Consider the following 26106-nt stretch of genomic DNA (forward strand, 5'->3'; position numbering starts at 1 on the left):
TGGTAGCCGCCCTAGAAAGAAGTACATATATTCATGCCCATATCAAAGCCCTGCATTTTAATTGTCGATGATCATGACGACATACGTTTCGCGCTCAGTTTATTACTCGAGCAAGCCGGTTTCCGTGTTGTTGAAGCCGAAAACCCATTTGCCTGCCAACAAGTATTAACGCGTCTGACACCCGACTTAATTTTGCTTGATATGAATTTCTCTCGCGATACCACTTCAGGCCAAGAGGGCCTCGCCTTACTGCCTAAGCTTACCGCACTGAATATTCCCGTCATCTTAATGACCGCGTGGGCAAACATTGAACTTGCAGTAAAAGGTATGCAACTCGGCGCAAAAGATTTTGTTGAAAAGCCATGGCGCAAGAACGCCTTATTGGCGCAGATCGCTAGACATATTGAGCCTGTCAAAGTGCAAAGTGATAGCGCTACAGCTTGGGTCGCACACTCTGAGAAAATGCAGCAAATTGAGCAATTGGTGCTCCAACTTGCACAAACAGACGCAAATTTACTGATTTTGGGTGAAAATGGCACAGGAAAATCACAACTAGCGCAGCGTATTCACCAACTCAGCCACCGTCGCCAAGCCCCCCTGATAAACTTAAATATGGCGGCCATCACTGATAACTTGTTCGAAAGCGAGCTATTCGGTCATCAAAAAGGTGCCTTTACCGATGCCAAGGCAGACCGTTTAGGGGCATTTAGCCAAGCCCAGTCGGGTAGCTTATTTATGGATGAAATAGGGGCACTGCCCATTCATTTACAGCCTAAATTATTGCAAGTATTAGAAACTGGACAATTTACGTCACTGGGCGCGAGTGCGCCAAGCAAAGTTGATGTGCGCTTAATTGCAGCAACCAATCAGGATATTCCGCAAGCCATTGCTAAACAGCAATTTCGTCAAGACTTATATTATCGACTCAATACCTTTGTTATCACCTTGCCACCACTGCGAGCCAGACAAGCGGATATTTTACCTCTTGCCGAGTACTTTATTGATAAATACAGTCAAAAATATAACAAGACTAGACCGACTCTCGACCAAACTGCCAGCCAGCGACTACTTTCGCATGACTGGCCGGGCAACGTCAGAGAGTTAAGCCACACCCTTGAACGCGCAGTGCTTATCTGTCAAAACGAGTCCATTGCTGATACACACTTGTTGATTGAAGCGACGCATTCAGAGCAAACTTCTGAAGTGCCAGAAATGACCTTAGAAGCACTCGAAAAACAACGTATTCTGGATGTACTAGCAGCGAATGAATCGCAGATCAGTGCCTCTGCCAAGGTATTGGGTATTTCACGTAATGCGCTTTATCGTCGCTTAGAAAAATATCAAATTGACCTGCCAGAGTAAGCCATGAGACATACTCAAACTTTCAAAGTAAAAGCACTCTTAACTGCTAGTGTACTGCTATTACTCACTTTGAGCAGCGCTTTACTTTATACATGGAGCAGCGATGCTTTACTCACTGCCAGCGTATTTTCTGTCTTAGCTTACTTGTTTAGTTACATGGCCTACCGCATATATTTAGCTTGGTTTGAGCCCATAAAACAACTACAAGCCTTTGTGGATGCTAAACAACAAGGGCAAACTAATCTCAGTTTAAACTTTACCGATCACAGCGCCCCCATTGCGCAACTCGGTATGCAACTGAGCAATCTATTTCATCAAGATGAAGCACAGCAACAGCCGCTGTTTTTTTCACTGCTGCAGAGCTGGCCTACACCGATTGCAGTATTCGATGAACAACAAAAGCTATGCTTTTTTAACCACAGCATGCATCAGACTGTAAATCTGCCATTGCTCACCGGCATGTCACAAGCTGAGACTGGGTTTAAAATCTCGCAGAATAATGTCTGTCATGATGATTTCAATCAACAATGGCAGTTACAATTATTTAAGCTTAAAGAGCAAGGTTACACGCTGGTAAGCGCCTTGTTTATTGGTGAGCAATTACAAAAAGCCAAGCGCCAGAGTCAAGCTGATTTAATTCGTATTTTGTCTCATGAACTCACTAATTCTCTGACTCCCATGAGTTCGATGGCAGAGACTTTATTAGAGTACGATCCACTGCCTGAGTCGCAAACTCGCCAAGCTCTGACTCGAGTCAAAAGCCGCAGCGAATCACTACTGAGTTTTATAAAAAGTTACGCCACCCTGAGCCGGTTACCAGAACCCCATGCTCAGCATTTTGATTTACAAGGTGTCGTTCAAGCTTGCGCAGATGAGCAAAATGTTGAGCTGTACTATTCTGGCGCCAGTAATTTAATTGCTGATGCAATACAAATAGAACAAGTGCTGATTAACTTAATTAAGAATGCCAAAGAAGCGGCCGAGTCAGACGCAAAAGTCACCATACAAAATCAAGTCATAGGCAGTTGGCAACAGATCACAGTCTGCGATAACGGCCCAGGCTTTGCCAATTTAAGCAATGCACTCACACCGCTTTACACCACAAAGCCATCAGGACATGGGCTTGGTCTGGCTATCTGCCAAGACATCATAGAGAGACATGGGGGTGAGCTCTCTTTGAGTAACCACCAAGGCGGAGCAAAAGTGACAATACGCTTGCCACTTTAACCCTTATTGTGCGCAAATTTAAGCCAGCGCAGGGCGGCGATAGTAATGAATACACGCCAGCTGCGCAGCATTGGTCAGTAAGATCATCACAAACGTGAGTACGTGCGCCACACTCACTTGCGCCATATGTAACTCTGCACTCAACCCGGTTAACCCCGCAATAAATTGCAGCGAAAAGTAACGGGCACTCAAGTTCGACACATCCCCACTTTTAATCGTTTTATAAGTTTGTGGCATAACTCTGACAGAGCTCATCACTAAACCCACATAGGTTAGGCCATTTAACAAACTTGCCGCATCGGTATTTGGTAATAATAACAGCCCAAAAGGCAGTACCGAGCACAGCAGCATTATCGCCAGCTGTCTACGTTGCTTTTCATCTGAGTTATAGCGCACAAAGTAATATAAGATCAGCGCACTCAAAGCACCGGTCACCACGAATGGCAAAACCATAAACAAGCGGTCAAAAAACAAATTGTAAGCAATAAAGTAACTACTTTGTGCCACACCAAAGCTCATCATCAACAATGATAGTCCTGACACGCTGCGATTAAGGCGCACTTTATTAATTAAAGGCCAAAAACTAAAGACAAGAATGAGGGATGAGACGATCGGCAAGTAGTCGAACAACGCGGGCTCCTGTAACGATATTGTGAACAAGTGAATAAGGCGTAACTATCAATAAAACACGATGTAAAACACTGATTTTTATTGATAATTAAAAGAAGGCGCGCATTGTAGTGAATAACTTTACAAATACAAGCATACAAGGTAAGAATAGAAATTGAGCAGTGCAAAGCTAGATTGACAGATAACAAGGAGCTGTATTTTGCGTTATTTATTTGTGTTTCTTTTTATTACTTTTTTACTGACAGGTTGTAATTCAACACAGTCTAAATCAGAAGAAAAAGTCGCCATTCCTTCACCTATTTCATTAGCAAATCACGCCTTATTTAAGTTAGAGCCCGTTCCCAATGAGAAAGAAATCTTCTCTTTACCAAAAGCTGAGCAAGCGAAGTTTTTAGAAAAATATAATCAGCTAATACTCAAAGGGGTCAGAGCAGATACTGCCATTTCTCAGTATTTAGAAAGCTCTATTGATGGATTCACTTACGACGGAGAAACGCTTACCGCGACTGATGCTTTAAGTAAGCAAGCAGGTAACTGTGTTAGTCTCGCAATTTTAACTCAAGCCTATGCTAATTTAGCGGGTATAGAGACAAGCTTCCGTGAGGTTTCGACTTATCCTATTTTTAAAAAAGAACAAGATTTATTGCTTGTTTCCTCTCACTTCAACACCAAATTATTTGCCCCCAAAGATGACGCTGAAGAAAAAGACTGGATCGAAATCATAAGAAAGGGCACCGTAGTTGACTACTTTCCTCAACAAAATACTTTTTACGTTGGCAATGCACATTATCCAAGTCTAGTTGCAAAGTTTTATGCAAACTTAGCTTCTGAAGCGCTAATAAAAGGAAATTTTGATTTAAGTTACTCTCTTGCTAACGAAGCTTTTAAATTTACGCCTCACAACCCAGAACTTATTAATCTGTTAGCCATTCAGCATCGCCGTGTCGGAGACACTGATACGGCGAAGAAACTATTTGAATTTGCAACAGAACATAAACTGGTAAGCAGTAACCTTATCGCTTCTTATCGCTTTTTAGCTAACCAGCTTGGCGATACTGTATTGGTAGATAAGCTTGAAGTTGAGCTAGAAAAAACCGCAAAAACCCCATTTGATTTTTTACAAATCGCGATAAAAGCAACTAATAAGGCGCAATTTAGCAAGGCGAAACGGCTCCTCAACGCTGTCATTAAACACTATCCTTATCTGCCAGAACCACATTTTGAATTAGCTAAAATTTACTACTTACAAAACCATCATGACTTAGCCAAAGTGGCTTTAGAAGAAGCCATAAAAATGTCTGACTCTCAAGAGAAAACGGGCATGTACGAAGCGAAGCTAAAGTCTTTAGAGTTAACCCTTTAAATGAGTGTTAGTAGTCTAAAATGAAGGCATATAAGAACGAGTCTCGGGTTTTTATACTCTCCTTTATCATTAAAGTAGATTCAGGAGTGACTAACAATCACTTTTAGTCAGTTACTAGACAAAGGGTCTACTGATACTTTAAAGCATTAGTAGACCCGAATTAGCTTTTACAAATCAAACCAAAGCCCTAGCCAGGCGCGGTTTTCATTTTCAAAACGCTCGCTTTCAACGCGACTTAAGCCTATATCGATACGCAGATCACTGATCCCCGCAGGGGCGAATTTTGCGCTCCAATCACGGCCATTAAACCAAGTGGTCCATTTAACGCCATAGCTCTGCCCAAACACTTGGTTGTCTAACTGGTGCTGCTGGTAGTAAAGCCAAGGTGCACCTTCTGACATTGCCATACCACCGCCATAACCTTGATACCGCTCGGCAACGCCAGCAAAGAAAGGTAAGTCAGGCTTATAGATAGTATTTGCCATGACGTTTTGGTCAATCAGACTCGATCTAAAACCTCCTAAATTCAACTGTGAATCTTCGCGCTTTGCTTGCTCTACTTGAATATACAAAGGCATATGAAATGCTTTACCGAATACTGTCGCAGCAAGATTATAGCCTTGCCAATCTGACTCGCCTGATTTGCCATCTAGCCACTGGGCTTTAATTTGCTGACCAATCGCAAATGACTGCTTGTCATATTGCCAGCTTTGTTCAAGCCCTAAACGGAGCCAGCGTTCATCTTGCTTTCCTTCCCCTGTGTCTAGTTCACTCGCATGAACGGCAGCATGACCAGTCAATGACAGCATATTTTGGCGGTAACTATGGCTAACCTGTGCGCTAAACCCCGTTTTTTGCAGTATATGCGGTGCCATTGCAGCAACCTCTGCCCCACGATTTTGCGCTGCGGTATCTAGTTCAAGCGAAAAAGCCTTTGCCTGCCACTCGGTATTCCCTTGTTGCATTTTTACATCGGCAAAACCGCCAACTAAAGTGCTGTCGCCCAAGCTTTTACTCAGCCCAACATGCCAGCTTACTTCTTCTAAAAAGTCAGACCCTTTTATTCCTAGGTGTAGCACTTCAGTACTGGCGCTATAATACTGTGAGCCCAAGGTCATGGATGCACTGTGATCCCACTTATCATAGGGTTTACTTTGCAATGGCTGTTGGTAAATCTGGGCATCATCAAGTTGCACGGCTGCATTTGAAAGTTTAGGGGCTTGCTTAGTGTTACTCAACTCAGTGACCGAGCTGACAGTGTTATTAATTTCCAGTGTGTAAGCATCGGGACCTTCTGACGAAACACCTAGATACAGCAATTCATTGTCGTTTAACTGCTGTGGAAAACTCACTACATGCTGACCTTGGCTTAATTGCAACAACTGCTGCTTGCTGAAGTCGTAAGCATATAGATTAATCGCCCCCTCTACACCCGCCACGTAAAACAAGGTATTACCATCTTTTGACCAGCTCGGCTGAGTTAAGAATTGATAACCTTTAGGGGTAGGTACTTGAAAGCTGTTTTGAGTTTGCATATCTCGTACATACAGCTGCCAGTTTTGATTTAGCCCTGATTTTAAATAAGCCAGTTTATTGCCATTTTCAGAGATCTCAGGGTAATCGTATGTATCACCAAGATGATTGTTGGAGAGTATGGTTTCAGAGCCATTGTTGAGCTCCAAATTCACTAAATGTGAATAACCGTAGCGCACTTTTTCAGCCAGGATAGCATTGTTCTTTGTATCTATCGCAAAACGACGAATACCAGCATCAGTCGTTAATTGTGTGACTTGGTTGTCATCGAGTTCCCACTGAAATAATTCACCTTGCACTGCATGCTGATTATTTGGTTTTTGCACTGATGCCACGAAATACAGAGTATTCTCGTCTTTCCAACGCGCATAGCGGATACCTGATAAATTACTTGGTGTGAGGGTGTGCTTTTTTATTCTGCCAAAGGTGTCAGGTGCATTGTCTGCCACATCTTTGGGATCTTCAATGAGCAGCGCCTTTTGCTTTTCATTGAAGTCTTTTTCAGCTTTTTCATTGTCTTTGGTCGCATAAATATTTAGCTCAGTGCGACCCTTACTATCACGTTCAGTCACGGCAATAAATTCACCACTTGGCGATAAGCGTAGGTTTTTAGCGTCAAACTTAAAATCATGCCATAACTTAGCATCCAACTCAGGTAAGTCTTGCGCTGAAGCCATACTCAAGTAGGTATATTCTGCTACAAATCGTTTATATAATTTTGCAGGATGATCGCCAAAAACGCCCTTAAAGGCCTCGTCAAAATCACGAGACTCCACTGCCTGCATACGCGTCCAAACGGCATCTAAAGTTTGCTCTCCATAATTTTTTTCTAACCATGCTAAATAACGCACACCGATCAAGTAAGCCATTGAGCCGCTCAAATAACTGTCATTACCATTGTTGAGCGCTGAATAAGGTAATAATGCGCCTTGACGAGCAAACTCTGTGAGTAAAGCTTCAGTGTAGTTATCAAATAAACGGCCTCGACCTGTCATTTTCGACTCCATCAAGGTCGCATAGCCTTCTGCTACCCAGCGCGGCATGATCGCTAGCGCGATATCATATGGATCCCATACATCACGGAGTGTTTGTCGCCATGTACTGCGATTAGGTTGAGATAAATGCACCAAATGAATGTACTCATGTAGTATCAATAGCTGTTGCCAGCCACTGCTGTTAGAGATCACGGTGTCTGATTGCGGTGGCGTGGTAAATAACGCCATTAGAGGTTGATCGGTGCTTGGTATCGCGAAGCCATTTGCACCATGGTAAGGATCGAAGACCACCACATCGGCTTTGGCTTCTAGACTGCGATTTTGCTGCTCAAGTACTTTATCGCGAACTAACTCAAGTTCGTGTGCAGCAGACTCCGCCCAGCGCTTATGTCCTTGCGTGTAATGCACATTGAAGTGTTCGGTTTCTATGGTTTGCCATATAGACTCAGCATAACTCAAGCTCGACAAAGACATGAGTGAGCCAAAGGCGACTTTTTTCATAACTGAATACATGTTCCGTGATCCTTTCTCAAATATGCGTATAAGCATAAGGGAATCACATTTTTAAGAATGTAGGCAAGCCGTATGAAATTGTAACATGGTGTTATGCAACCTGAGTTCTGGATAGTAAACCTATCCTCAGCGATTAGTATCCACGTTCACGATGTTGAATTCACTTTCAATAGACTCTAAATTCAGATAATTCAGAAAAAACTATTCTCGCCCTGTGCAGGTTTCGCTAAGGTGATAAATAACGCCAAAATACCACCAGCCACCACAAACATAGTGACCGCTAATAACATACTTAATCCCATATAAAACATAGCACTGGCTATAATTGCCGCCGCTAACCAAGTCGCAATATGATGCAGATATTTAAACAGCGGTGTATACGCTCTGATATTGACTAAAGCCATTATCATTAATACAACGACAGCTAAACTTAAAACAAAGATCATCACTCTTCCTTATTTGTATTGTCAGACACCATCCTTAAAACCAGATTATATGCAAATAAGAATCATTATCAAGTTTGATTTGTAAAAAAAGCCACATCATACAATGCAGCTTTTTATAATTGAAACAGAAATGGCTCAGATATAATTTATATCATTATACCCAGCGCAGCGTGGTTGTCAGAGTATGACTTTGACCAGGCTCAACTACGGCAGCATCATCCATAACATTTGCCGCTTCTAAACACAGCATCGTTTTATATTCATCATCTCTAAAGTTACTTAAGCGTTTAGACTTTTCAATCCACGGATTCCAAAGCACGCAAGACGTTGAGTTTTCGCGACCCACTTCAATGTTACCGTCTGGTGTTCGAATGATTTGTACTGGTGCAGCTTGCGTATAAACCATGTCTGTTTCACGAGCGAAACCAACGACTTCATTTTGATCAAATGGCCCTTCTCCAAACTCAATAAACTTCGAGCCTTGTAAACCATCCACTGTGGTCGCTTCAATATTCGGCGTCGGGAAGTAAGTATGTAGTGCTTGAGTTAAAGTAAATGCGGCATCACCCAAGTTTGTATTGGTAAGGCTCACTTTTAACTGTTCTGTTAAATGAAATTCAACTTCAAGCTTAGATTTATGCGGCCAGTAGGTCTCATCAACCAAAGTCATAGGTAATGAAAGCTTAATCACAATGGCTTCATCGCTTTCATGTACTTCTTCAGCACGCCACATTAACTTGCGTGCCACACCATGGATTGGCCAATCTGGGTCACTATGCACACCAAACCATGGCCAGCAAATAGGAATACCACCACGAACGGCTTTACCCTCTAGATAGTCTTCATCTTCTGACACCCAGATCACATTGCCTTTGCCAACTGGAGTGAACTCTGTCAGTTGTGCACCTTGTAGAAAAATTTTGGCACTACAACGCGGACCGTCGACATTTAAATACTCGAGTCCAGATTCCGTGCGCTGGATAGAAACTGATGCTGAAAGTTCCATAATTCACCTAACTTCAAAATTTTGATAACCCGACTACATTACCGAATAAACCTACTTGGAGTAAACATATAAACGTCCAAATGAAGCATCTTCACGCAAACGTCATACGACAATGTTTGAGAAAAACTCGCAAACTAATTACTCTGTGATAAGCTTAAAATATTACATGTTGGCGGGGTTAGTTAATGAACAAAAGCACTCCTAAACTCTTTAATAAATGCTTTTGGTTACATGCTGCAGGGATCTTTTTTGTGGGTCTTGGTTTTGTAGGTATGGCCTTACCTGTAATGCCAACAACCATCTTTTTTATTCTCGCGTTAGCCTGCTTTACTCGCTCATCACCCAAGTTCGCTAACTGGTTACTTACACATCCTAAATTCGGCGAGCCATTAAGGCTGTGGCAAGATCATCAGGTGATCCCTGCTAAGGGTAAATGGGGTGCAGGCTTGGGCATGTTACTTGGGTATTTGATCTTAATTTACAGCCAACCTGCTTTTTGGGTATTAGCGCTTGTAGCAAGTATTGAAGTGGCGGTGATGATCTATATTCTCTCTAAACCTTCTATACCGCCAGTAAGTATTTAAAATGACTACTCTGCATACTTATATGTATTACGACCTGCTGCTTTGGCTTCGTAAAGCGCATCATCAGCATTTTTCATTAAGGACTCGACCGAGGCACATGTTTTTGTGGCAGACGACACGCCCGCACTAATAGTTACAACATGATGCTCAGATTGATTATGCTCCAACTCCATTCCTGCAATTGCACGCACCAATGTCTTAGCAATAATCTTCGCACCTTGTAAAGGGGTGTCTGGTAGTAATACTACAAATTCTTCACCACCATAACGGCACACTGAATCAAGCGGTCGCCTAACAATTTCTTTCAGTTTACTTGCAACTTGCTTAAGTACATCATCCCCCGATAAATGCCCATAATAATCGTTATACTTTTTGAAAAAGTCGATGTCGATCATCACCATCGATAGCGAGTGAGCAACACGATGACGTTGCTTCAGTAGCCTTTCTACTTCCGTATCAAAGAAACGACGATTATAAATACCAGTTAAGCCATCAATAAAAGAATAGTTTCTTAGCACATCAGCCTGAAGCTTATATTTGAGATGAGTTTTGACACGATTTTGTAATGTTTTAGGGACTATCGGTTTTGGTACAAAGTCTACTGCACCCGCTTCCCAGCACTGCAACTGACTCTCTTCATTCGCATTCGATGTCACAAAAATGATTGGTATTTCAGATAGAGTCGGTGTCGCCTGCATTCTTTTACATGCCTCAAGACCTGACATCCCCTCTAACACCCAGTCCATCAACACTAAATCAGGTGTTTCTTCCTGACAATATGCAATCGCTTCTTCAGCTGATTCAACTGTAACCACTTTGCACGTGTCTTTTAAACAGCCAACTAGTAATCGGCGCATTAACTCCGAGTCATCAACAATTAGCACTTCACAACTGGCAAGGTCACTGACATCTTTAAACATAACTTAACTTTTCCATTTAATAATTCTAGGAGTACACCTTGCAGCTTTTTAACTTAACCGATCTGAACAAATGCTGATGCTAACACCTAAAAGCAGGTTATCTTACTCGCTTTATCGACCGAAGTTACAACTACTTAAATACATAAAAACAAGTATTTAACTGACTAATACTAGCCTAATAAGTTACTTTTTAGCCAGCACACCTTTATCAATATTTAATTTTTGAACTTTTTATAAGCGCACTAAGCCCTCAAAATTATGAAGTAAGGCTTTGTAAATCAACATATTAATCATTAAAAACTGAGACCGTATGACACTAGCATGAATAACTTATGACAAGGTAAGACCAGTCGTAAAAATGTCATAACTGTTGTCTAACATCGCCTCTTTTCTAAGTTATAACAATAAAGAGGTACAACTCATGAAAGGGCTTTCACGTCGCGATTTTATTAAAAGTACATTAGCAGGGGTCAGTGTCGCTTCAGTATCTTTATCATTAGCAGGGTGCAGTGACAATAACTCAAGCCCATCTTATAACGACTTTGCAGTAGCGTTTAATCACGGCGTAGCCAGTGGCGACCCATTGACTGACAGTGTAATTTTATGGACACGCGTTACACCAGAAGGCACGCCGATTAGTGTAAATGTCAGCTTAGAAGTATCGTTAGATAAAACATTTGAAAATCTTGAGTTTGACGAACCTCTGAATGCTTTAGCCAAAAATGATTACACTGTAAAAGTAGATCTAACAGGGTTGAAAGCCAATACCCGTTATTACTACCGCTTCAAAGCCAATGAGAGCCCATCGCCAATGGGCGAAACTAAAACTTTACCTGAAACAGATGTCTCACAAGTAAAGTTTGCTGTTATGTCATGTGCAAATTATCCAGCAGGTTATTTTCACGCCTATGCTGAAGCGGCAAAAATGCAAGACCTAGATGCCGTGCTTCATTTGGGCGATTATATCTATGAATATGGTATTGGTGGATACGCCACAGACAAAGCTGCAGAGCTTGGTCGAATGTTGCCTGAAGATAACCAAGGCGAGCTCATCTCTTTGACAGATTACCGCAAACGTTATGCGCTTTACAGAACAGATACTGGCCTGCAAGCCTTACATGCAAAAGCACCTTTCATTGCAGTATGGGACGACCACGAAGTCTGTAACGACGCCTATATAGATGGGGCTGAAAACCATAATGACAATGAGGGCATGTTTGCCGACAGAAAAATGGCCGCGCTTAAGGCCTATTATGAATGGATGCCTATTCGACCATACGTTACGGATCAAACCGAAAGCCTGTATCGCAAATTTGACTTTGGCTCTTTGGTGTCCCTTTACATGCTCGACACACGTCATGAAGCCCGTGTAAAACCGCTTGATTATCAGAACTATTTTGACCCAGCATCCGGTCAGCTAGATACTGCAAGTTTCCAAGCAGATCTGGTTTCCCATGATCAACAATTGATTGGTACTCAGCAACTAACTTGGCTAACTGACAATATCAAAACCTCAGATGCCAAATGGCAAGTACTTGGCCAACAAGTACTGATGACAAAGATGATGCTACCAGCAGAGTTACTGGTTGCCATGGCTAATCCGAGTCCAAACATTGCTTCACAAATGACAGAACTGGCGCAATTAAAAGCACGCACTCAAGCATCTGATCCAACGTTAACCGAGCAAGATAAAATGCGCATCGGGTTTACCGCACCATATAACTTAGATGCATGGGATGGGTACCCAGTTGAACGCGAAGTGTTACTTAAAACCGCCAAAGCAGCTAATAAGAATCTTATTACCATTGCTGGCGATACGCATAATGCTTGGTCAGGCAAACTATGCACAGCACAAGGCGATGTGTGCGGTTATGAGTTTGCTACGCCTTCAGTAAGTTCTCCAGGTCTTGAGCACTATTTACAACTGTCAATGTCACAAGCTGACGAACTGGCCAAGGGACTTGAACTATTGGTTGACGATTTAGAGTTTGCCAACATCCACCAGCGTGGTTTCATGACCCTCACATTTACGCCTGACACTGTCGATAGCCAATGGTACTTTATTAGCGACGTGCACAGCCAAGCATTTGGTATAAATAGTAAAACCCTAGCACAGAAAACACTTTAGACGTCTATAAGGAAGATTAGAACCTAGCTAATCTTCCTTCCCACCAAAAATCGAGCGCAACCAGCAAAAAGTCATAAATTGTCTATATTTAATAATGTCTTCTAATGGAAACGAACATCTCATAATTAAACGGTAGGAATATGAATCAGCTCTCTATCAAGATTAAGCTAATCGCTTTTATTTCAATCACACTTGTATTGCTAATCGCCTCATTGGTCACAATAAGTTGGGTACAGCTCAACAATAATAATCAGGTGCAAAGTGAGCGTGTACAAAGCGTTGTATTAAATGAAATTAATAGCCGATTAACTGCTAAAGCTAAGCTTTATGCCGAGCAAGTCAGTGGATATATCAACAAGGAGTATCAAATTCCTTATAGCCTATCTGGCGGTATTGCTAAAACAGCAGAACAAAACCCCATTTCAAGACAAAGCCTGTATTTAATGGTATTGGGTGCACTTGAAAAAAACCAAGGGGTGTCGTCAATCTATGCTCAATTCGAAGCCAACGGCTACGATGGTAAAGATAGTCAATTTAGCAATTCAGGCCAAACTCATTCAGTCCCAGGTGCAGGCTCTTTAGAAGTTTATATCACCCGCGATGCACCGGGTAAATTCACTCAACATCAGATTGAAGATCCAGGTGAAAAATACCTCAATGCCCGCAATGAATTTGGCTTTAGAGAGAGTGAGTGGTATTTGTGCGCCAAAGATAACCTTAAGCCCTGTATTATGGAACCGTATCTGTATGAAATCACACCCGGTAATTCGGAGTTAATGACCTCTCTGACAGTTCCTGTGATTGCCAATGGTCGCTTTATTGGTTTAGTCGGCGTTGACATTAACCTGCCACGCTTTCAAACCCTCACAGAAGAGGTATCTGAATCACTTTACAACGGCCAAGCCAAAGTCAGTATTTTAAGTGACATCGGCTTGTTAGTAGGCTCAAGCCACTATGATAAGCTTGCGCGCCCATTAACAGAATCACTCTCAGGTAATGCGGGCAAAACCATCATGGACAACCGCAAACAGCAAACTCAACTCGAAATTGGCAGCAATCTAGTATTTACTATGCCTATCGAAATTAAAGTCGCCAATACCACATGGAGCTTGGTGATTGAGTTACCAAAAGATCTAGCCCTCGCCCGCGCGCAAGGATTAGCAAAACAGCAAGCTGAAGATAATGCATCTGTAGGCTCTAGTATGATTTTAACTGGGGTGATCGCATCGGTTATCGCACTGGCTCTCTCTGTGGCTATTTTAAAAACCATTATTGATCCACTCACAGAGATCAAAGACAGAGTCGAGAATCTTGCAAGTAATGATGGCGATTTGACAGTGCAGCTCGACGTGACACAACATGAAGAGCTCATTGCCATTGCCACAGGCTTTAACCTATTCACACAGAAACTGCGAAATATGGTGAATGATTTAAAAGGACTGGCAAACAACTCTTATCAACAGTCGACCAAAACCTCGCAGGCAGCTGAAGATATTAAAGCCAAAGTCAACATGCAGCATATGGAAATAGACAGTGTAGTGACTGCTATAAACGAGCTCAGCGCCACCGCTAGCGAAGTTGCTCGCTCATCGGAGAATGCAGCTGCTTCAACCAATGCAACCAACGAAAAAGTAAAAGAAAGTGAACGCGGTATTTCAGCAGCATCCGACTCAGTGCAAGTTATGTCTGATCAAGTGGCCAGTGCTAAAGAGTCTATTAACGCAGTAGCTATTCGCAGTAACGACATTACACAAATTCTTGATGTTATTCGTTCAATCGCTGAACAGACTAACCTATTGGCTCTGAATGCTGCTATCGAAGCTGCACGTGCAGGTGAACAAGGTCGAGGCTTTGCGGTCGTTGCCGATGAGGTTAGGTCTCTGGCTTCAAAAACTCAAGATTCAACTAATGAGATCAGCCAGCTTATTGATAATCTACAAAATGAGGTTAAAACATCTGAGGACATCATTGAACGCTCAGTTGTGCAAGCCAGTGATGCCATGACCCATTGTGGCAGCGCCGCGGCACAAATGAGTGAAATGGTGCAAGCGCTTGATGATATCTCAAATGAAGTTACGCAGATAGCTACTGCTGCTGAGCAGCAAAGTGCGGTGACAGAAGACTTAAGTGCAAACATGACGGGGATTTCAGATGCGGCAGCAGAACTTGCGCAACTGGCCGACACCATTGAAGATGCCGCGCAAGATTTGATGAAATTGGTCGAGCACAAGAACAGTCAATTAGGGCTACTTAGAACTTAAATATTCTCAACATACGCTCATTAAAAAGGGTCACTCAATTGTGACCCTTTTATTTTCTAAAGACTCGAGAAAGAGAACTCTAGCGGCTTCTCTGTGTTATTTTGCCAAGTAAAATCAAGGCCTATATCAGCATACACATATATAGATTGCGAGACCTCTTTTACAAGCTCTCCTGCCATAAATACCTGTAACTTCACCATGTAATCAGTCGCCAGAGTTGTTAACTCTTTTTCAAGTTGCTTTGAAGTAACTTGCTCTCCATTTAACAACCAAACAAGTTGATACTGATCACCCAAGTTATCTTCATTGCTCACTTCTAGCTTTAATATCGAATTATGCTGAGAAAACAAAATAGCGATCTTTTCATGAGGTAACTCTTCAACAGTGACAGCGCGCTGATGTGTAAACTGTGCACCGGTTACAGTTACCAAAGTTAACATTACATCGTATGTTCCAGCCTCAGTAAATTGCATTTCATAATAAGGGTCAGAAGTGCTGATTGACTCTGCCTGCGAAACTAAGGACCACACATATGCTTTGACTGATGTGTTGGCATTGTGCGTCGCTGTTAATTGACAAGTTAGACCTTCGGCAACACATACAAAGTCCAAATTAGGGTTTGCTTCTCTAATAAAGCTCACTGTTTGCTGATCAATAATTTGCCCATGCTTCCTAAGGATAAAAGTATAGCTAGATATCTCATTCGGTAACTCAAGGTCTAATTTGCCCTCGTTTAGAACATACTCCTGCCCTGCAATCACAAGTGTCACTTCATATAAAGTAGGCAGTGGAGAATTCAATGAGAAGAAAAAAGTGTCATTAACTTGAGAAACATCAAAACTCACTTCAGGAATTGGCTCTGGTTCCTGAATATGAACTACCTCACTTGAGGTAAACTCCGCATTTGAGTCAGTCACCTGAAGTGTAAGAGAAACTGCAAACTCACCATAACCGGCAAAGTCATATTGAAACGCGTCTTTTGACGTTTTGGTAATCGTTTCATTATTTAATTGCCACTGATAAATAAGATTATTATCTGGCAAATCATGAGATGCTGACAATTCACATTGGGTGCCTGTTAGCACACACTGGATCGTCAGGTTCGGTATTGTCATTGGCGTAACTAACTTAGACACCTCTTTCACAACTTCACCTGATTTTAGTAGCTGTAAGGTAACTGTTTGCGCCGTTGTAAAGTTATGCGTTATTTCTTTTTCATGGCTTGATTGCAACTGACCATCGATAAGCCAATTTAAAGTAAAGCCTTCTCCTAATTCACTGTCTGCTATCAGAGAAATGGTATTATTTACTTGCTTTCCAACAAGCAGATCTAATTCTGGCAATACCTCTTCCAAGGTTATTTGCGATTCGGTTGAAAACTCTGCTCTGCCATCTATTGTCATCATAGAGAGTGCCACATTAAACACGCCATATGCTTCAAAATCATAGCTGAATGGTTGAGCATCTTGCCTAATAACTTGCTCTCCTGCCAATGTCCATTGATACTCAACAGCCTCAGGCAATACAGTATGACTCACGGTAAACTCACATTGTGTACCTTGTGCTTCGCAAGCTATAGCCAAATTAGGATCGGCAATCAGTTCAATCTGCTTTTCAGCTCTGCTAAGCACGCGGTCATTCTCAACATGCTCAAGCGATACAACATATGCTCCTTGTGTATTCACTGCTTGCTCTAACTTACTGTCAGTTTGCTCAATGACTTGCTCAGGTAAAATCCAACGAAACATAGCTTGCTCGCCATAGCTTGACAAGACAGTAAGATGTAATGTTTGTTCCACTTGCTTGTAACTAAAATCTATCGGTGTACTGGGGACACCCGCTTCAATGTGTACTTTCAAGTCAACAGACTGACTTAACTCATTCGCAGTACATGAGCTTACTGCTGCATCATCAATACGTAACCTCACCAGCATGTCGCTGGGCACAGTATCAACACTCGGTAAAGAAATAGCAGTATCAAACTCCGTGGCACTAAGTACATTTTCATCGTCTGAAAACTGACGATCTCTATTCAAATCATAAAATACTGATACTACTTTATCTGTGGGCATGTTGTGGAATTGAAATTCTCCTAATGCCTGCTGATACCATGCGTTCTGTGGCACCAAGAACGTATAGCCTTGCTCCAAAACAAAGTCTTCTCCATTCATGCTTAACTGATTTGATAGCACATTCTCGGTGTCTGGCTTACACAGAGGATCTGAAAAAATACTCAAAAGTCTATGACCTGTTTTAGTCTGACCTTGCGTGTTCGTCGTTTCAATCGAGAGTAAATGCTCGCCTGACTCTAAATTAAGTTGCGCTTGTTTTATTGCATTGAATTGTGATGGTGTATTTAAGTTCGCTTGCCATTGATGCACAGGCTGCTCATTAAGGCTAATATTCACGGCACTTAACTCGGCTTGCTCGGATTCTGATAAGGCATAGTTAATTGACGTATATAAGCGCTCAATAGAAAAGTCGAGGTTGTTAGCTAAGCTATTTGTTGGGATTAAACCAACCTCTTGCAACTTAGCCGACACTCTCGCTTTGTCTTGCTCATCAGCTACATCAATCAAGCAGAATGCGGCATGCTCAAAACTGGTATCTTCAACAAAACATGACTGCGCAGCCTTCATCGTTAAACGGAATGTCTTTGCGATATCCCAGCCATCCGAAATTGACAGGCGGTAGAAGAAGCGATTTAAAATGCCCGCTTGATAATGCGGACCAGGCGTTTCAGTTTCTATATCACGCCAATCATCAATACTTGCGCCATCTGTCATCGGCGAAAAAAGATAACGCAGCGCTTTGTTGCCGATATAACTATCCCAAGCCATGGCATAGTAAAAAGTACCATCAATCGATAACTGTTGATGTGCATCAGACTCTATAAAATTTTGTTCACCGCCGGTCTGAAGTCTTTTATAGAACTCGCTCCGTACGAGGACTGCGGTTAAATCAGCGAATGCTTCTTGAATAGCAGCGGTTCCCTTGAACTCAAATGAAATATCGGAGTTCCAAGTCAGTACTGCATGGCCTGTTTCATGAGCAATAATGTCTAATGAAGAACCATGAGAAAAATAGCCACCTGTCGCCATGCCCCTATCTAGCAAAACATGCTCACCATCCCAGCTACTGGTACGAAAAGTCGTGTCTCCATCCACGATTACACTGAGTTGCTCTAAACAATAATCAGCTCCTGCTGTACATGCTTCTGCTGAATCTGGGTACATAAGGGCAAGCTGCTGATGCAATATGTCCATGGTAATACCAGCGTAAAAATGAACATCATTCTCGGTTTGAAAATCACCTTGTCCAAAGTAATTAAAATTAAGACGAGAGAGGTTCGCACTTTCTAGTGCCATTCCGTCACAACTGTAACTGTAAACAGGAAAATTCACAGCGTTTTGACGTGTAACCACGGCTGGGTTTTCTAAAGAACACATGCCACTTTCGTGTTTTACAACAAACGGATAACCGCTGTATTGAGAAAACAACTGACTATTCTCATCTCGATAAAATAAGTTGTATTGCTCAGGGATATAAGGAAACCGCGCTCTTGTTAAGGGTGTATCGGGTATCACAGCGGTTTGACAATCTTGGCTTGTGAACTCAGGAGCCTGAGCACATAGCAAGCCCATTTTTGCATTACCCATCATGGCGGGTACGGCGAAGTGCGTATTTTCTGCTGCAAAAGAAAAGGTTGAAGCAGATGAAATCAACGGCATAAGCAATGCCATCAAAGCATGACGTTTCACTAATTAATCTCCTTATAAGTGATAACACCCAGTTTACATACTATGTACCTTAATAACCAACGTATTTTGATTAAAATGAACGATATAATGTGAAAATTCATGATAAAACATGTAATTTGCAGAGAGCTTGTCCAATTGCGCTCTGTGAAAAAAAGCCGACATAAGTCGGCTTTGCTCTTCTGGGCTTATTTACTTATCAGTATTCAAACTATTTAAGTAATCGGTGTGCCACTCTACTGGTAAACGCTTTAAGACATCTTCAACAGACTCTTTATGCGTATCAAATTCATTTTCTGATTGCATCGCTAAGTCACCGACAGAGATGCCGTTAGCAAACATCACAAAGCTTTCACCTTGCTCAGAATCGCCATTTACTCGCTCAAGCTTCAAGTTATATACATTGTCTTTATAGTCTACTTGTTCATAACCCGTAACAGTCGCTAAGCCACCATTAACTTGAATTTTATCGCCTTCTTTTACATTGAGCGCCCAAACAGGATGTCCCCCTTCGCGCAGTACTGGGTGCGACTCTGTTAAAGTTAAAACTTGCCCTTCATCAGTCGTAAGCTGGATCATAGGTAAGTGCTCAACGCCCACAGAAATATCAGCAATGCGTAAGGTTTCTTTTGTCTTTGGAGAGAACTCACTTGCGCCTGTGACTAAGTCACCAATATTTAAAGTTTCTATCGCAACAGAAGTGCCATCCGCCATTAAAATTAATGAACCTTCAGCTAAACAGCTATAAGAAAACTGAAGAGGGGCTTGTTCATATACGGCACCACTTTGTGGTAATGCTGGCGCTTCGGTAGAAGCGATAATATAAGAGCTATAGCCTGTTTCTGCGTTGTAATCATCACCCGAAATACCAAAGTATAATTCAGCATCATTTGGGCTACCCATCCAGTTTTCTTCTATTGCGATATTTAAGATCCAATAAGCATCTTGACGACGTTCAAAGATGCCTGGTTTTGCAAATACACCTTTATCTCTAGGGATATTCCATGACAGCACTGACATTGGCATCCAAGTATCAGCATCGAAGGTGTAATTGATGTTGAAGTACTGACTAAAACTATTTCTAACATGGTTAGTATGATTAGACAGCTTATCAACAAAGCTATCTTTGCCTTGGATCATGACATCTGTTGGCTGCACATTGTTATTTTCTAAAACACCGTCTTCTTTAAATAGTACCTTAGAAATATAAGTTGGTAACGTGATCTGACCTTGGAACGGAATTGTGACATGAGGAATATTATTATAGTCACCACCCGCTTGGATCATAGGGTAATCACAATCACCATAATCACGGTTCAAACATACCATGATCTTTCCATCTTGCCCTGACACATTCTTATTGCTTCCGTCAGCCTTCTTCCAATCTTTTGGATGATTTACAACATGATCAAAAAAATTATTTGCCGCAAAGCTTGCGACTTGAAATGATTCCTTTTCTGCATATTTAAACTCATGCGCTTGCTCTGTACGTAAGAAGATAGGATCTGGCTCAACGGGACCAATAATGATTGGCTTAACCGGAGGTAAAGGCTTAACGCTGACCAGCGTATTCTTATTAGTCATCGGACGACCAAGCTCTTTGCTCAACATACCTAAGATAGCATTTCTATCGTACTTCACTTTGCCCTTTTTCAGGACCTTAGTACCATCATTGAACAACACGTAAGCTGTGCCTTCACCGTATACAGCTTTTGCTTTCTTGACATAATCATATGCACTTTCCAATGTTGCTTCACCGCCAATCAGCTTTCTAGATGCCGAAGCTGACGCATCGCCGAAGAAGCGAGAAGTTTGCTTAGTCGTGATCTGCTCGCCTTTCTCATTCACGAGACGGATTGTCATGACTGTCATTTTTGTCGACTTAGGCTCTGAGTTAAGCAGACGCACCTTAAAGAGTTTTGTGCTCCCTTCTTGTACGATATTAAAACCTAAATGGCTAAACAGTGACTCTAGCTCTTTATCACTCTGAGTAGAGAATGCTGTATTCATGGTTCTTGCTGTTGCGAACAAGTCATTGCTCACTAACTTTTGAGGGGTGTGCAACTCTTTATATAATTGAGGACTATTTTGTGGTGTCCAACCTGCATCAGCAAACATTTCTGCAAGCTCAGCGCGCGCTTCTGCACTATCTGGATCAAGATACTGAACGCCATCTTGTTGCATATTTGAAGCAAGTGATACCTTAACGGCATCTTGAGCGATTGGTTGCGCATGTGCAGTGATACTACCCAGCGCCAATGTCGAGCTAACGGCCAAAGCCAGTAGATTGAATTTCATCTTTTTTCCTTAAAATTTAAAAGTTATCTTATTTATTTATATAAAAGTTAAATGTTGCACCCCCTTCAGGGGCAATACAGGCTGAAGAAGATCCAGCTTGTTCGAGGGTGTATGCAGTTACACATACAGGAACACGACTGCCATCAAACTTAAAAGAGAGATTCGTGTTCTTTTCATCTTGGCTAAAGATTCCATCTTTATTTCGGTCAACCCAATAATCAGATCTCAGTAACGTTATGTCTTCAAGGTTGGTATTGACGAGCACAGAGTTAATTTGTGCATTGTTACAATCCGACTTGATTTCTGAATCAGGTAAAACGTTTCGCGCATAGTTCGTATCACAACTCCAGAGGTACCATGAACTCATCACATCTGTATGTATCGATAGAATTTGTAAATTAGGCTGAGTAACGGGTGCTGCTGGCTCAACTATGATTTCTTTGCGAATTGTTTTTGGGGTGTCATCAGGGTATATAACTGTTAGTAGCACAGGGTAAGTGCCAGCTTCATTAAAGGTGTAATCCCACTCTCTCGTTAGGTCACTCTGTTCATACCGCTTTTGTTCAACAGACCAAAATACCTTTTTATAAAGGTCGATGTTTTCCACACTAAACAGAATTCGCATCGGATCTTGAGGGTCTGCAGTGGTGTTAAACACAATCTCTGGTTTTGCATTCTCAATGTTCACGACTGTGCTAGTCGTAAACTGTGCATTCAGGCTATCTAGATATACCGTTAGATTTGCGTTGTATTGACCACTGGATTGATAATCAAAGATGAAATTACTTGTATCCGTTCTTGTATCTTTTGTATCGACCTGATCGCCAAATTGCCAAAAATACCTTGCTGAGACTGAGTTTGGCAATGGTAAGTGTTGCGTTGAAAACAGACATTGCGTTCCTTCAACAGCACACTGAATTTTTAAGTCCAGAGACGCAACTGGCTGTACTTTTTTCTGTTGCGTTGCAACTACCTGCCCATCACGGAGAGAGTCTACCTGTACTAGCGTTTCAGCTGTAAAAGCGCGGATCAACGTATCTGTATTCTCGGCTTCTAGGTTACCGTTAAAGTACCAATTAAATGTATGGCTGCCTTGTCCTGTTGCTTGTGCAGTTAAAGTTATTTGGTCGTTCACTTGCTGCGAAGAAAAATCAACGCTTTGAAGATTGCTACCTGATTTAAGGTTAACTTTTAAATCAACAACTTGTGAGCCATTATCAACTTCGCATGCGCCTTTTTGCTTGTCATCTATACGCACCCTGAGCAGCATAGGCCCTTCATTAATTTGCTCTGCACCTAAAAGCTTAAATGAAGCCCCTTCTGAACTATCAGCTTGGGTAAAAATCAACTCATTACTATTGTTATCATCTTCAAATACACGGTCTCTATCTAAATCAGCAAAGACAGTAACCACTTTATTGTTTAAGTGCGTATTAAAACTAAGCGTCAGTAAATCTTGGCTATATAACGCTGTATTTACGGCTAATTGCTCGAACGCTTTTGTTACATTCAACGGCTCGTCGTTCACGCGTAAGCTTGTCATTGCATCACCAATTATCATCGGCTGGCAACGAGCTTGATCAGCGCTGTAAACATGACGAGCTGCAGATAAGGTTTGGCCATTAGACAATTGTATTTCTAACTCAACGAGCGCGGCCCCCAACGGCACAGATAATCGACCAGCTTTTACTTTGTTAAAGCTCCCTTGCCCACTATTTTTTTGCCAAGCGAGATAAGGCACGCCATCAATTGACACATTGAAGCGCTTAACTTGGTTATTGCTGAATCGGTTATCTGTTACAGAAAAGCGAAGCTCATCTAGTTGGCGCTCAATATCAAATGCAAGATGTTCGCTTTGAGACTGCCAAGATACAATACCTACTTGTCTTAACAGTTCACCAATGAGTGCTTTATCTTCATAGTCAGCTTGAGATTGAAAACACATACCAGCCTCATTAATGCCACTGTCTCTTCTGAAGCAGTTATTTGCAGCTTTTAGCGCCAATTTATAAGCCCGCTCAACACTCCATTGTTCTGAAGTTGCGAGTAAATAAAAGAACTTATTTAAAGCCCCTGCTTTTTGGTGCGGACCATTCGCCTCGGCTAAGTCACGAGTATCATCAATACTGATTAAATCAAATCTAGGCTGAGCAATATATCTGAGTGGATTTCCACTAAAATTAAAGCCGGTACCCATCCACCACATTTTCTGAGCACTATTTTGCCAAGCGAGCGCCATAGGGCTTTGCAAGAATGAGTTTGCAGCTCCCCCATCAATATGGCGAATATAGTAATCTCTCGCAGCAAGTGCCGTCATATCCGAAAACGCTTCTTGAACAGCTGATGGCTCTTCACCTTGGTAAAGCAATTCACTATTCCAAGAAAGTAGTGCATGCCCTATCTCATGAGCCACAATATCGAGGGAGCTGGCATGAGAAAATTGGCCTACAACACTGCCACCTTCCGCAAGGTTTACAAACTCACCATCCCAATCGCTGGAATATTTTTGCCCTTCAACGCTATAACCGACACGTTGTTGGAGTTGCTTCAAGCAGTATTGGCCACCCCACTCAGGGCATAGCTCACCTTGCTGAGGATATAGCTCAGCAAAATAATGAGCTGCCATTTGCATCGTCACTGAAGCAAATAAATGTGCGTCATTTTGCGGCTGAAATGCACCACTTACCGTATACTGATAAAGCAAACGACTGGTATCAAAGCTTTCTTCAGGTCCTGTCGGACAATCATATTCAAAGCTTGTGAATTCACTAGGTAATACGTTACGCTGCGGCTCAACCGTATTAACCAACTCATTTCGCAAGAAGCACTTTCCTGAGCTGTGCTCAATGATCATTGGATAACCATTGAACTCGCTAAATACAGGCGAATCAGGGTTATTAAATTCAACCGTGTAATGTTTTGGCGGCACCGGAAATTGTGCTGCGATACGAGGGTTATTAGGTACGGTCAACTGCTTACACTTTGTTGCAATACCTGAACTGTTTATCGTTTGCGGTGCATGAATACAATTAACACCCATGTTGGCATTGCCGGTCAAAGCCGGTACAGCATAATATTGTGTCGCGAAACTGGGGGCATTAACCCCCAGTATGCCTAGCACGACTGTCGTTAAGTACTTCACAAAAATATCCTTTTAGTTAGTTTTGACTAAATTTTTAGAAATGATGCGGGTTAAATTGGTTGCTCAGAGATAACGGCCATTTTTTTAGTTTTCAAATTCAGTAAGAATTTGGCGATGTACCCCTGTTTGATTTGCTCAAACAAAATGAACTCAACATCACTGTCTAGTTGATAAGTAACTTGTCCTGTGTAGAGTAAGGTTTTGTCAGTTTGGTAACTTAGGGTGTAGGTAAGATCTTGCCTATCATCAGCAATCACCCCAGGTAAAAACCTGTCTATTCCTGCGCCTAATGAAATAGCGATTTCTGTGTCACTCGATAACTTTTCAGTAGCAGATAAACCATGTTTTAGGGTATTTGGCAGTGCATTACCAACAATAGACTGTATATTGATGCTCGCTTTAAGATCAGCAAATGCGACATTCTGTAATTCGATGCGGTTCTGTCCTGTCCCGCCATCAATTACATTGACCGAAGATGAAAGATAAAAAATATCATTGCCTTCACCACCATATGCACTCGTCAAACTAGAAGAAATAAAAAAGGTGTCATTCCCTTGTTCACCAAATAAATCGTCACTCCCAGCTGTGCTATGCAAAACATCATTGCCTAAACCGCCATAAAGAGCTTCATTACCAGCGCTGTCACTTAACGTGTCATTACCGGCTAAACCTTCCACTTTCTCAATGCCCTGTGCAGGGATCAGTTGGTTATCTAACGCATTGCCCTGTAAGATTTCGACACTTTGAATATTGGTATGTAATTGGGTGAAATGCTGCTCACCATCAGCGAGTCGAATGGTATCTTGACCCGAACCACCAATAATGGTGTGACGACCATAACCTAGATTAGTAATGAGAAATAAATCGTCACCTTCAGCTCCCTCGAGCTGATCGATGCCTAAAGAGCCGTAAAAGGTATCATTCCCCCAGCCCCCATCAATGATGTCATCACCTTCTTCACCGTATAAATGATCATCACCATCATAGCCAAAAAGCATATCATTGCCTTTGCCACCATATAGTCTGTCATGGCCTGTTTGTCCAAACAGCCAGTCATCTTGATCGCCTGCTTGCAACAAATCGTTTCCATCGCCGCCATCTAGTGTATCGGCACCATCTCCGCCAAAGAGTTGGTCATCGCCATCTTCACCGTAGAGCTCATCATCGCCTAACTCGCCGTACAGCAAATCTGTGCCACGGCCGCCATTTAGCGCATCATTGTTATCTCCACCTTTTAAGGTGTCGTCACCTTCATCACCAAATAAGGTGTCATTGCCAGATTGACCAAATAGCTCGTCATTCCCAGCCCCACCGCTGAGCGTATCATTGCCGACACCACCATCTAAGTAATCATGCCCGAGATGACTACTGCCATCACCTATTAAAGTATCATTGCCGCTTTCACCAAATAGTCGGTCATTGGCATCTCCACCATTTAATGTGTCATCTTCAGAGCCGCCTCGTAATTCGTCCTCACCTTCATCACCAAAGAGTTGATCTCGTCCTTGTCCACCAGATAGGGTATCGTTTCCACTTTGGCCATAAAGTTCATCATCACCTTCTTCACCTAGCAGGTTATCAGCACCTTGCCCGCCTCGAAGGTTGTCATTGTCTTGTCCGCCTTGCAGTAAGTCATCTCCACTTCCTCCAAGTAAGTAGTCTTCACCACTGCCACCATAAAGAGAGTCATTACCTTCGTCACCAAACAAGGAATCAAAACCCTGACCACCAAATAACCTATCGTCTCCGGCTAAACCTGATATGTCATCATCGCCATTCGTACCGCGTAAAATATCATCATCGTCGGTGCCGGTGACCGCATTAAGCGTCGCCTTATATGCCAAGTAAGCCGGCAAACTGGTTGGCATACTAAAATGTCGAGAGTTGAGCTGCACGGGATCAACTGTGAGCCCAAGACTCAATAAAGTCGTAATAAACAT

The 26106-nt window shown here is 42.2% G+C and carries 15 protein-coding genes; 6 read left to right on the plus strand and 9 right to left on the minus strand.

From position 1 onward, the window contains the following. Positions 1-33: 33 nt before the first annotated feature. Together PP2015_RS16615 and PP2015_RS16620 are read left to right on the plus strand one after the other, a co-directional pair. Positions 34-1362 carry a sigma-54-dependent transcriptional regulator gene (locus PP2015_RS16615; protein ID WP_058031364.1) on the plus strand — a complete coding sequence of 443 codons (1329 nt, stop codon included), beginning with the start codon at positions 34-36 and terminating at the stop codon, positions 1360-1362. A 3-nt stretch (positions 1363-1365) separates the two neighbouring features. Beyond that, a complete protein-coding gene (locus PP2015_RS16620; RefSeq protein WP_058031365.1) occupies positions 1366-2589 on the plus strand; it encodes a sensor histidine kinase in 1224 nt (407 codons plus the stop codon). Between the two features lie 18 nt (positions 2590-2607). Here PP2015_RS16620 and PP2015_RS16625 read toward each other — a convergent pair whose 3' ends face one another. Further along, complete coding sequence (locus PP2015_RS16625; RefSeq protein ID WP_058031366.1) at positions 2608-3219, minus strand: PQ-loop domain-containing transporter; 612 nt, start codon at positions 3217-3219, stop codon at positions 2608-2610. A 199-nt stretch (positions 3220-3418) separates the two neighbouring features. On the opposite strand from PP2015_RS16625, the gene PP2015_RS16630 reads away from it, so the two are divergent. Continuing rightward, positions 3419-4582 carry a tetratricopeptide repeat protein gene (locus PP2015_RS16630; RefSeq protein ID WP_058031367.1) on the plus strand — a complete coding sequence of 388 codons (1164 nt, stop codon included), beginning with the start codon at positions 3419-3421 and terminating at the stop codon, positions 4580-4582. Positions 4583-4749: 167 nt separating this feature from the next. Here PP2015_RS16630 and PP2015_RS16635 read toward each other — a convergent pair whose 3' ends face one another. The 3 genes from PP2015_RS16635 to PP2015_RS16645 all read right to left on the minus strand — a co-directional run bounded on the left by PP2015_RS16635 (position 4750) and on the right by PP2015_RS16645 (position 9075). Beyond that, positions 4750-7623, minus strand: a complete 2874-nt coding sequence (locus tag PP2015_RS16635) for a TolB family protein (protein WP_058031368.1) — start codon at positions 7621-7623, stop codon at positions 4750-4752. A 191-nt stretch (positions 7624-7814) separates the two neighbouring features. After that, positions 7815-8069, minus strand: a complete 255-nt coding sequence (locus PP2015_RS16640; protein ID WP_058031369.1) for a hypothetical protein — start codon at positions 8067-8069, stop codon at positions 7815-7817. Positions 8070-8223: 154 nt separating this feature from the next. Beyond that, the gene (locus tag PP2015_RS16645; RefSeq protein WP_058031370.1) at positions 8224-9075 is read right to left on the minus strand and encodes a D-hexose-6-phosphate mutarotase; all 852 of its coding nucleotides are present in this window, start codon (positions 9073-9075) and stop codon (positions 8224-8226) included. A gap of 185 nt (positions 9076-9260) precedes the next feature. Here PP2015_RS16645 and PP2015_RS16650 point away from each other — a divergent pair, with 185 nt between their 5' ends. After that, a complete protein-coding gene (locus PP2015_RS16650) occupies positions 9261-9659 on the plus strand; it encodes a YbaN family protein (protein WP_058031371.1) in 399 nt (132 codons plus the stop codon). Positions 9660-9664: 5 nt separating this feature from the next. Here PP2015_RS16650 and PP2015_RS16655 read toward each other — a convergent pair whose 3' ends face one another. Continuing rightward, positions 9665-10579: a diguanylate cyclase gene (locus tag PP2015_RS16655; protein WP_058031372.1), complete on the minus strand. Its 915-nt coding sequence runs from the start codon at positions 10577-10579 to the stop codon at positions 9665-9667. A 421-nt stretch (positions 10580-11000) separates the two neighbouring features. Between PP2015_RS16655 and PP2015_RS16660 the strand changes: the two genes are divergently transcribed. Together PP2015_RS16660 and PP2015_RS16665 are read left to right on the plus strand one after the other, a co-directional pair. Then, a complete protein-coding gene (locus PP2015_RS16660) occupies positions 11001-12707 on the plus strand; it encodes an alkaline phosphatase D family protein (protein ID WP_058031373.1) in 1707 nt (568 codons plus the stop codon). Between the two features lie 140 nt (positions 12708-12847). Next, on the plus strand, positions 12848-14968 hold the full coding sequence (locus tag PP2015_RS16665) for a methyl-accepting chemotaxis protein (protein WP_058031374.1): 2121 nt from the start codon (positions 12848-12850) through the stop codon (positions 14966-14968). 56 nt (positions 14969-15024) lie between these two features. Here PP2015_RS16665 and PP2015_RS16670 read toward each other — a convergent pair whose 3' ends face one another. From PP2015_RS16670 to PP2015_RS16685, 4 genes are all read right to left on the minus strand, one after another. After that, positions 15025-18729: a M4 family metallopeptidase gene (locus PP2015_RS16670; protein ID WP_058031375.1), complete on the minus strand. Its 3705-nt coding sequence runs from the start codon at positions 18727-18729 to the stop codon at positions 15025-15027. A gap of 189 nt (positions 18730-18918) precedes the next feature. Next, entirely contained in the window at positions 18919-21024 is a 2106-nt protein-coding gene (locus tag PP2015_RS16675) for a Hint domain-containing protein (RefSeq protein ID WP_058031376.1), read from the minus strand. Positions 21025-21052: 28 nt separating this feature from the next. Then, on the minus strand, positions 21053-24166 hold the full coding sequence (locus PP2015_RS16680) for a M4 family metallopeptidase (RefSeq protein ID WP_058031377.1): 3114 nt from the start codon (positions 24164-24166) through the stop codon (positions 21053-21055). Positions 24167-24216: 50 nt separating this feature from the next. Then, the gene (locus tag PP2015_RS16685) at positions 24217-26106 is read right to left on the minus strand and encodes a calcium-binding protein (RefSeq protein ID WP_058031378.1); all 1890 of its coding nucleotides are present in this window, start codon (positions 26104-26106) and stop codon (positions 24217-24219) included.

The organism is Pseudoalteromonas phenolica, assembly GCF_001444405.1.
Taxonomy (GTDB): Bacteria; Pseudomonadota; Gammaproteobacteria; order Enterobacterales; family Alteromonadaceae; genus Pseudoalteromonas; species Pseudoalteromonas phenolica.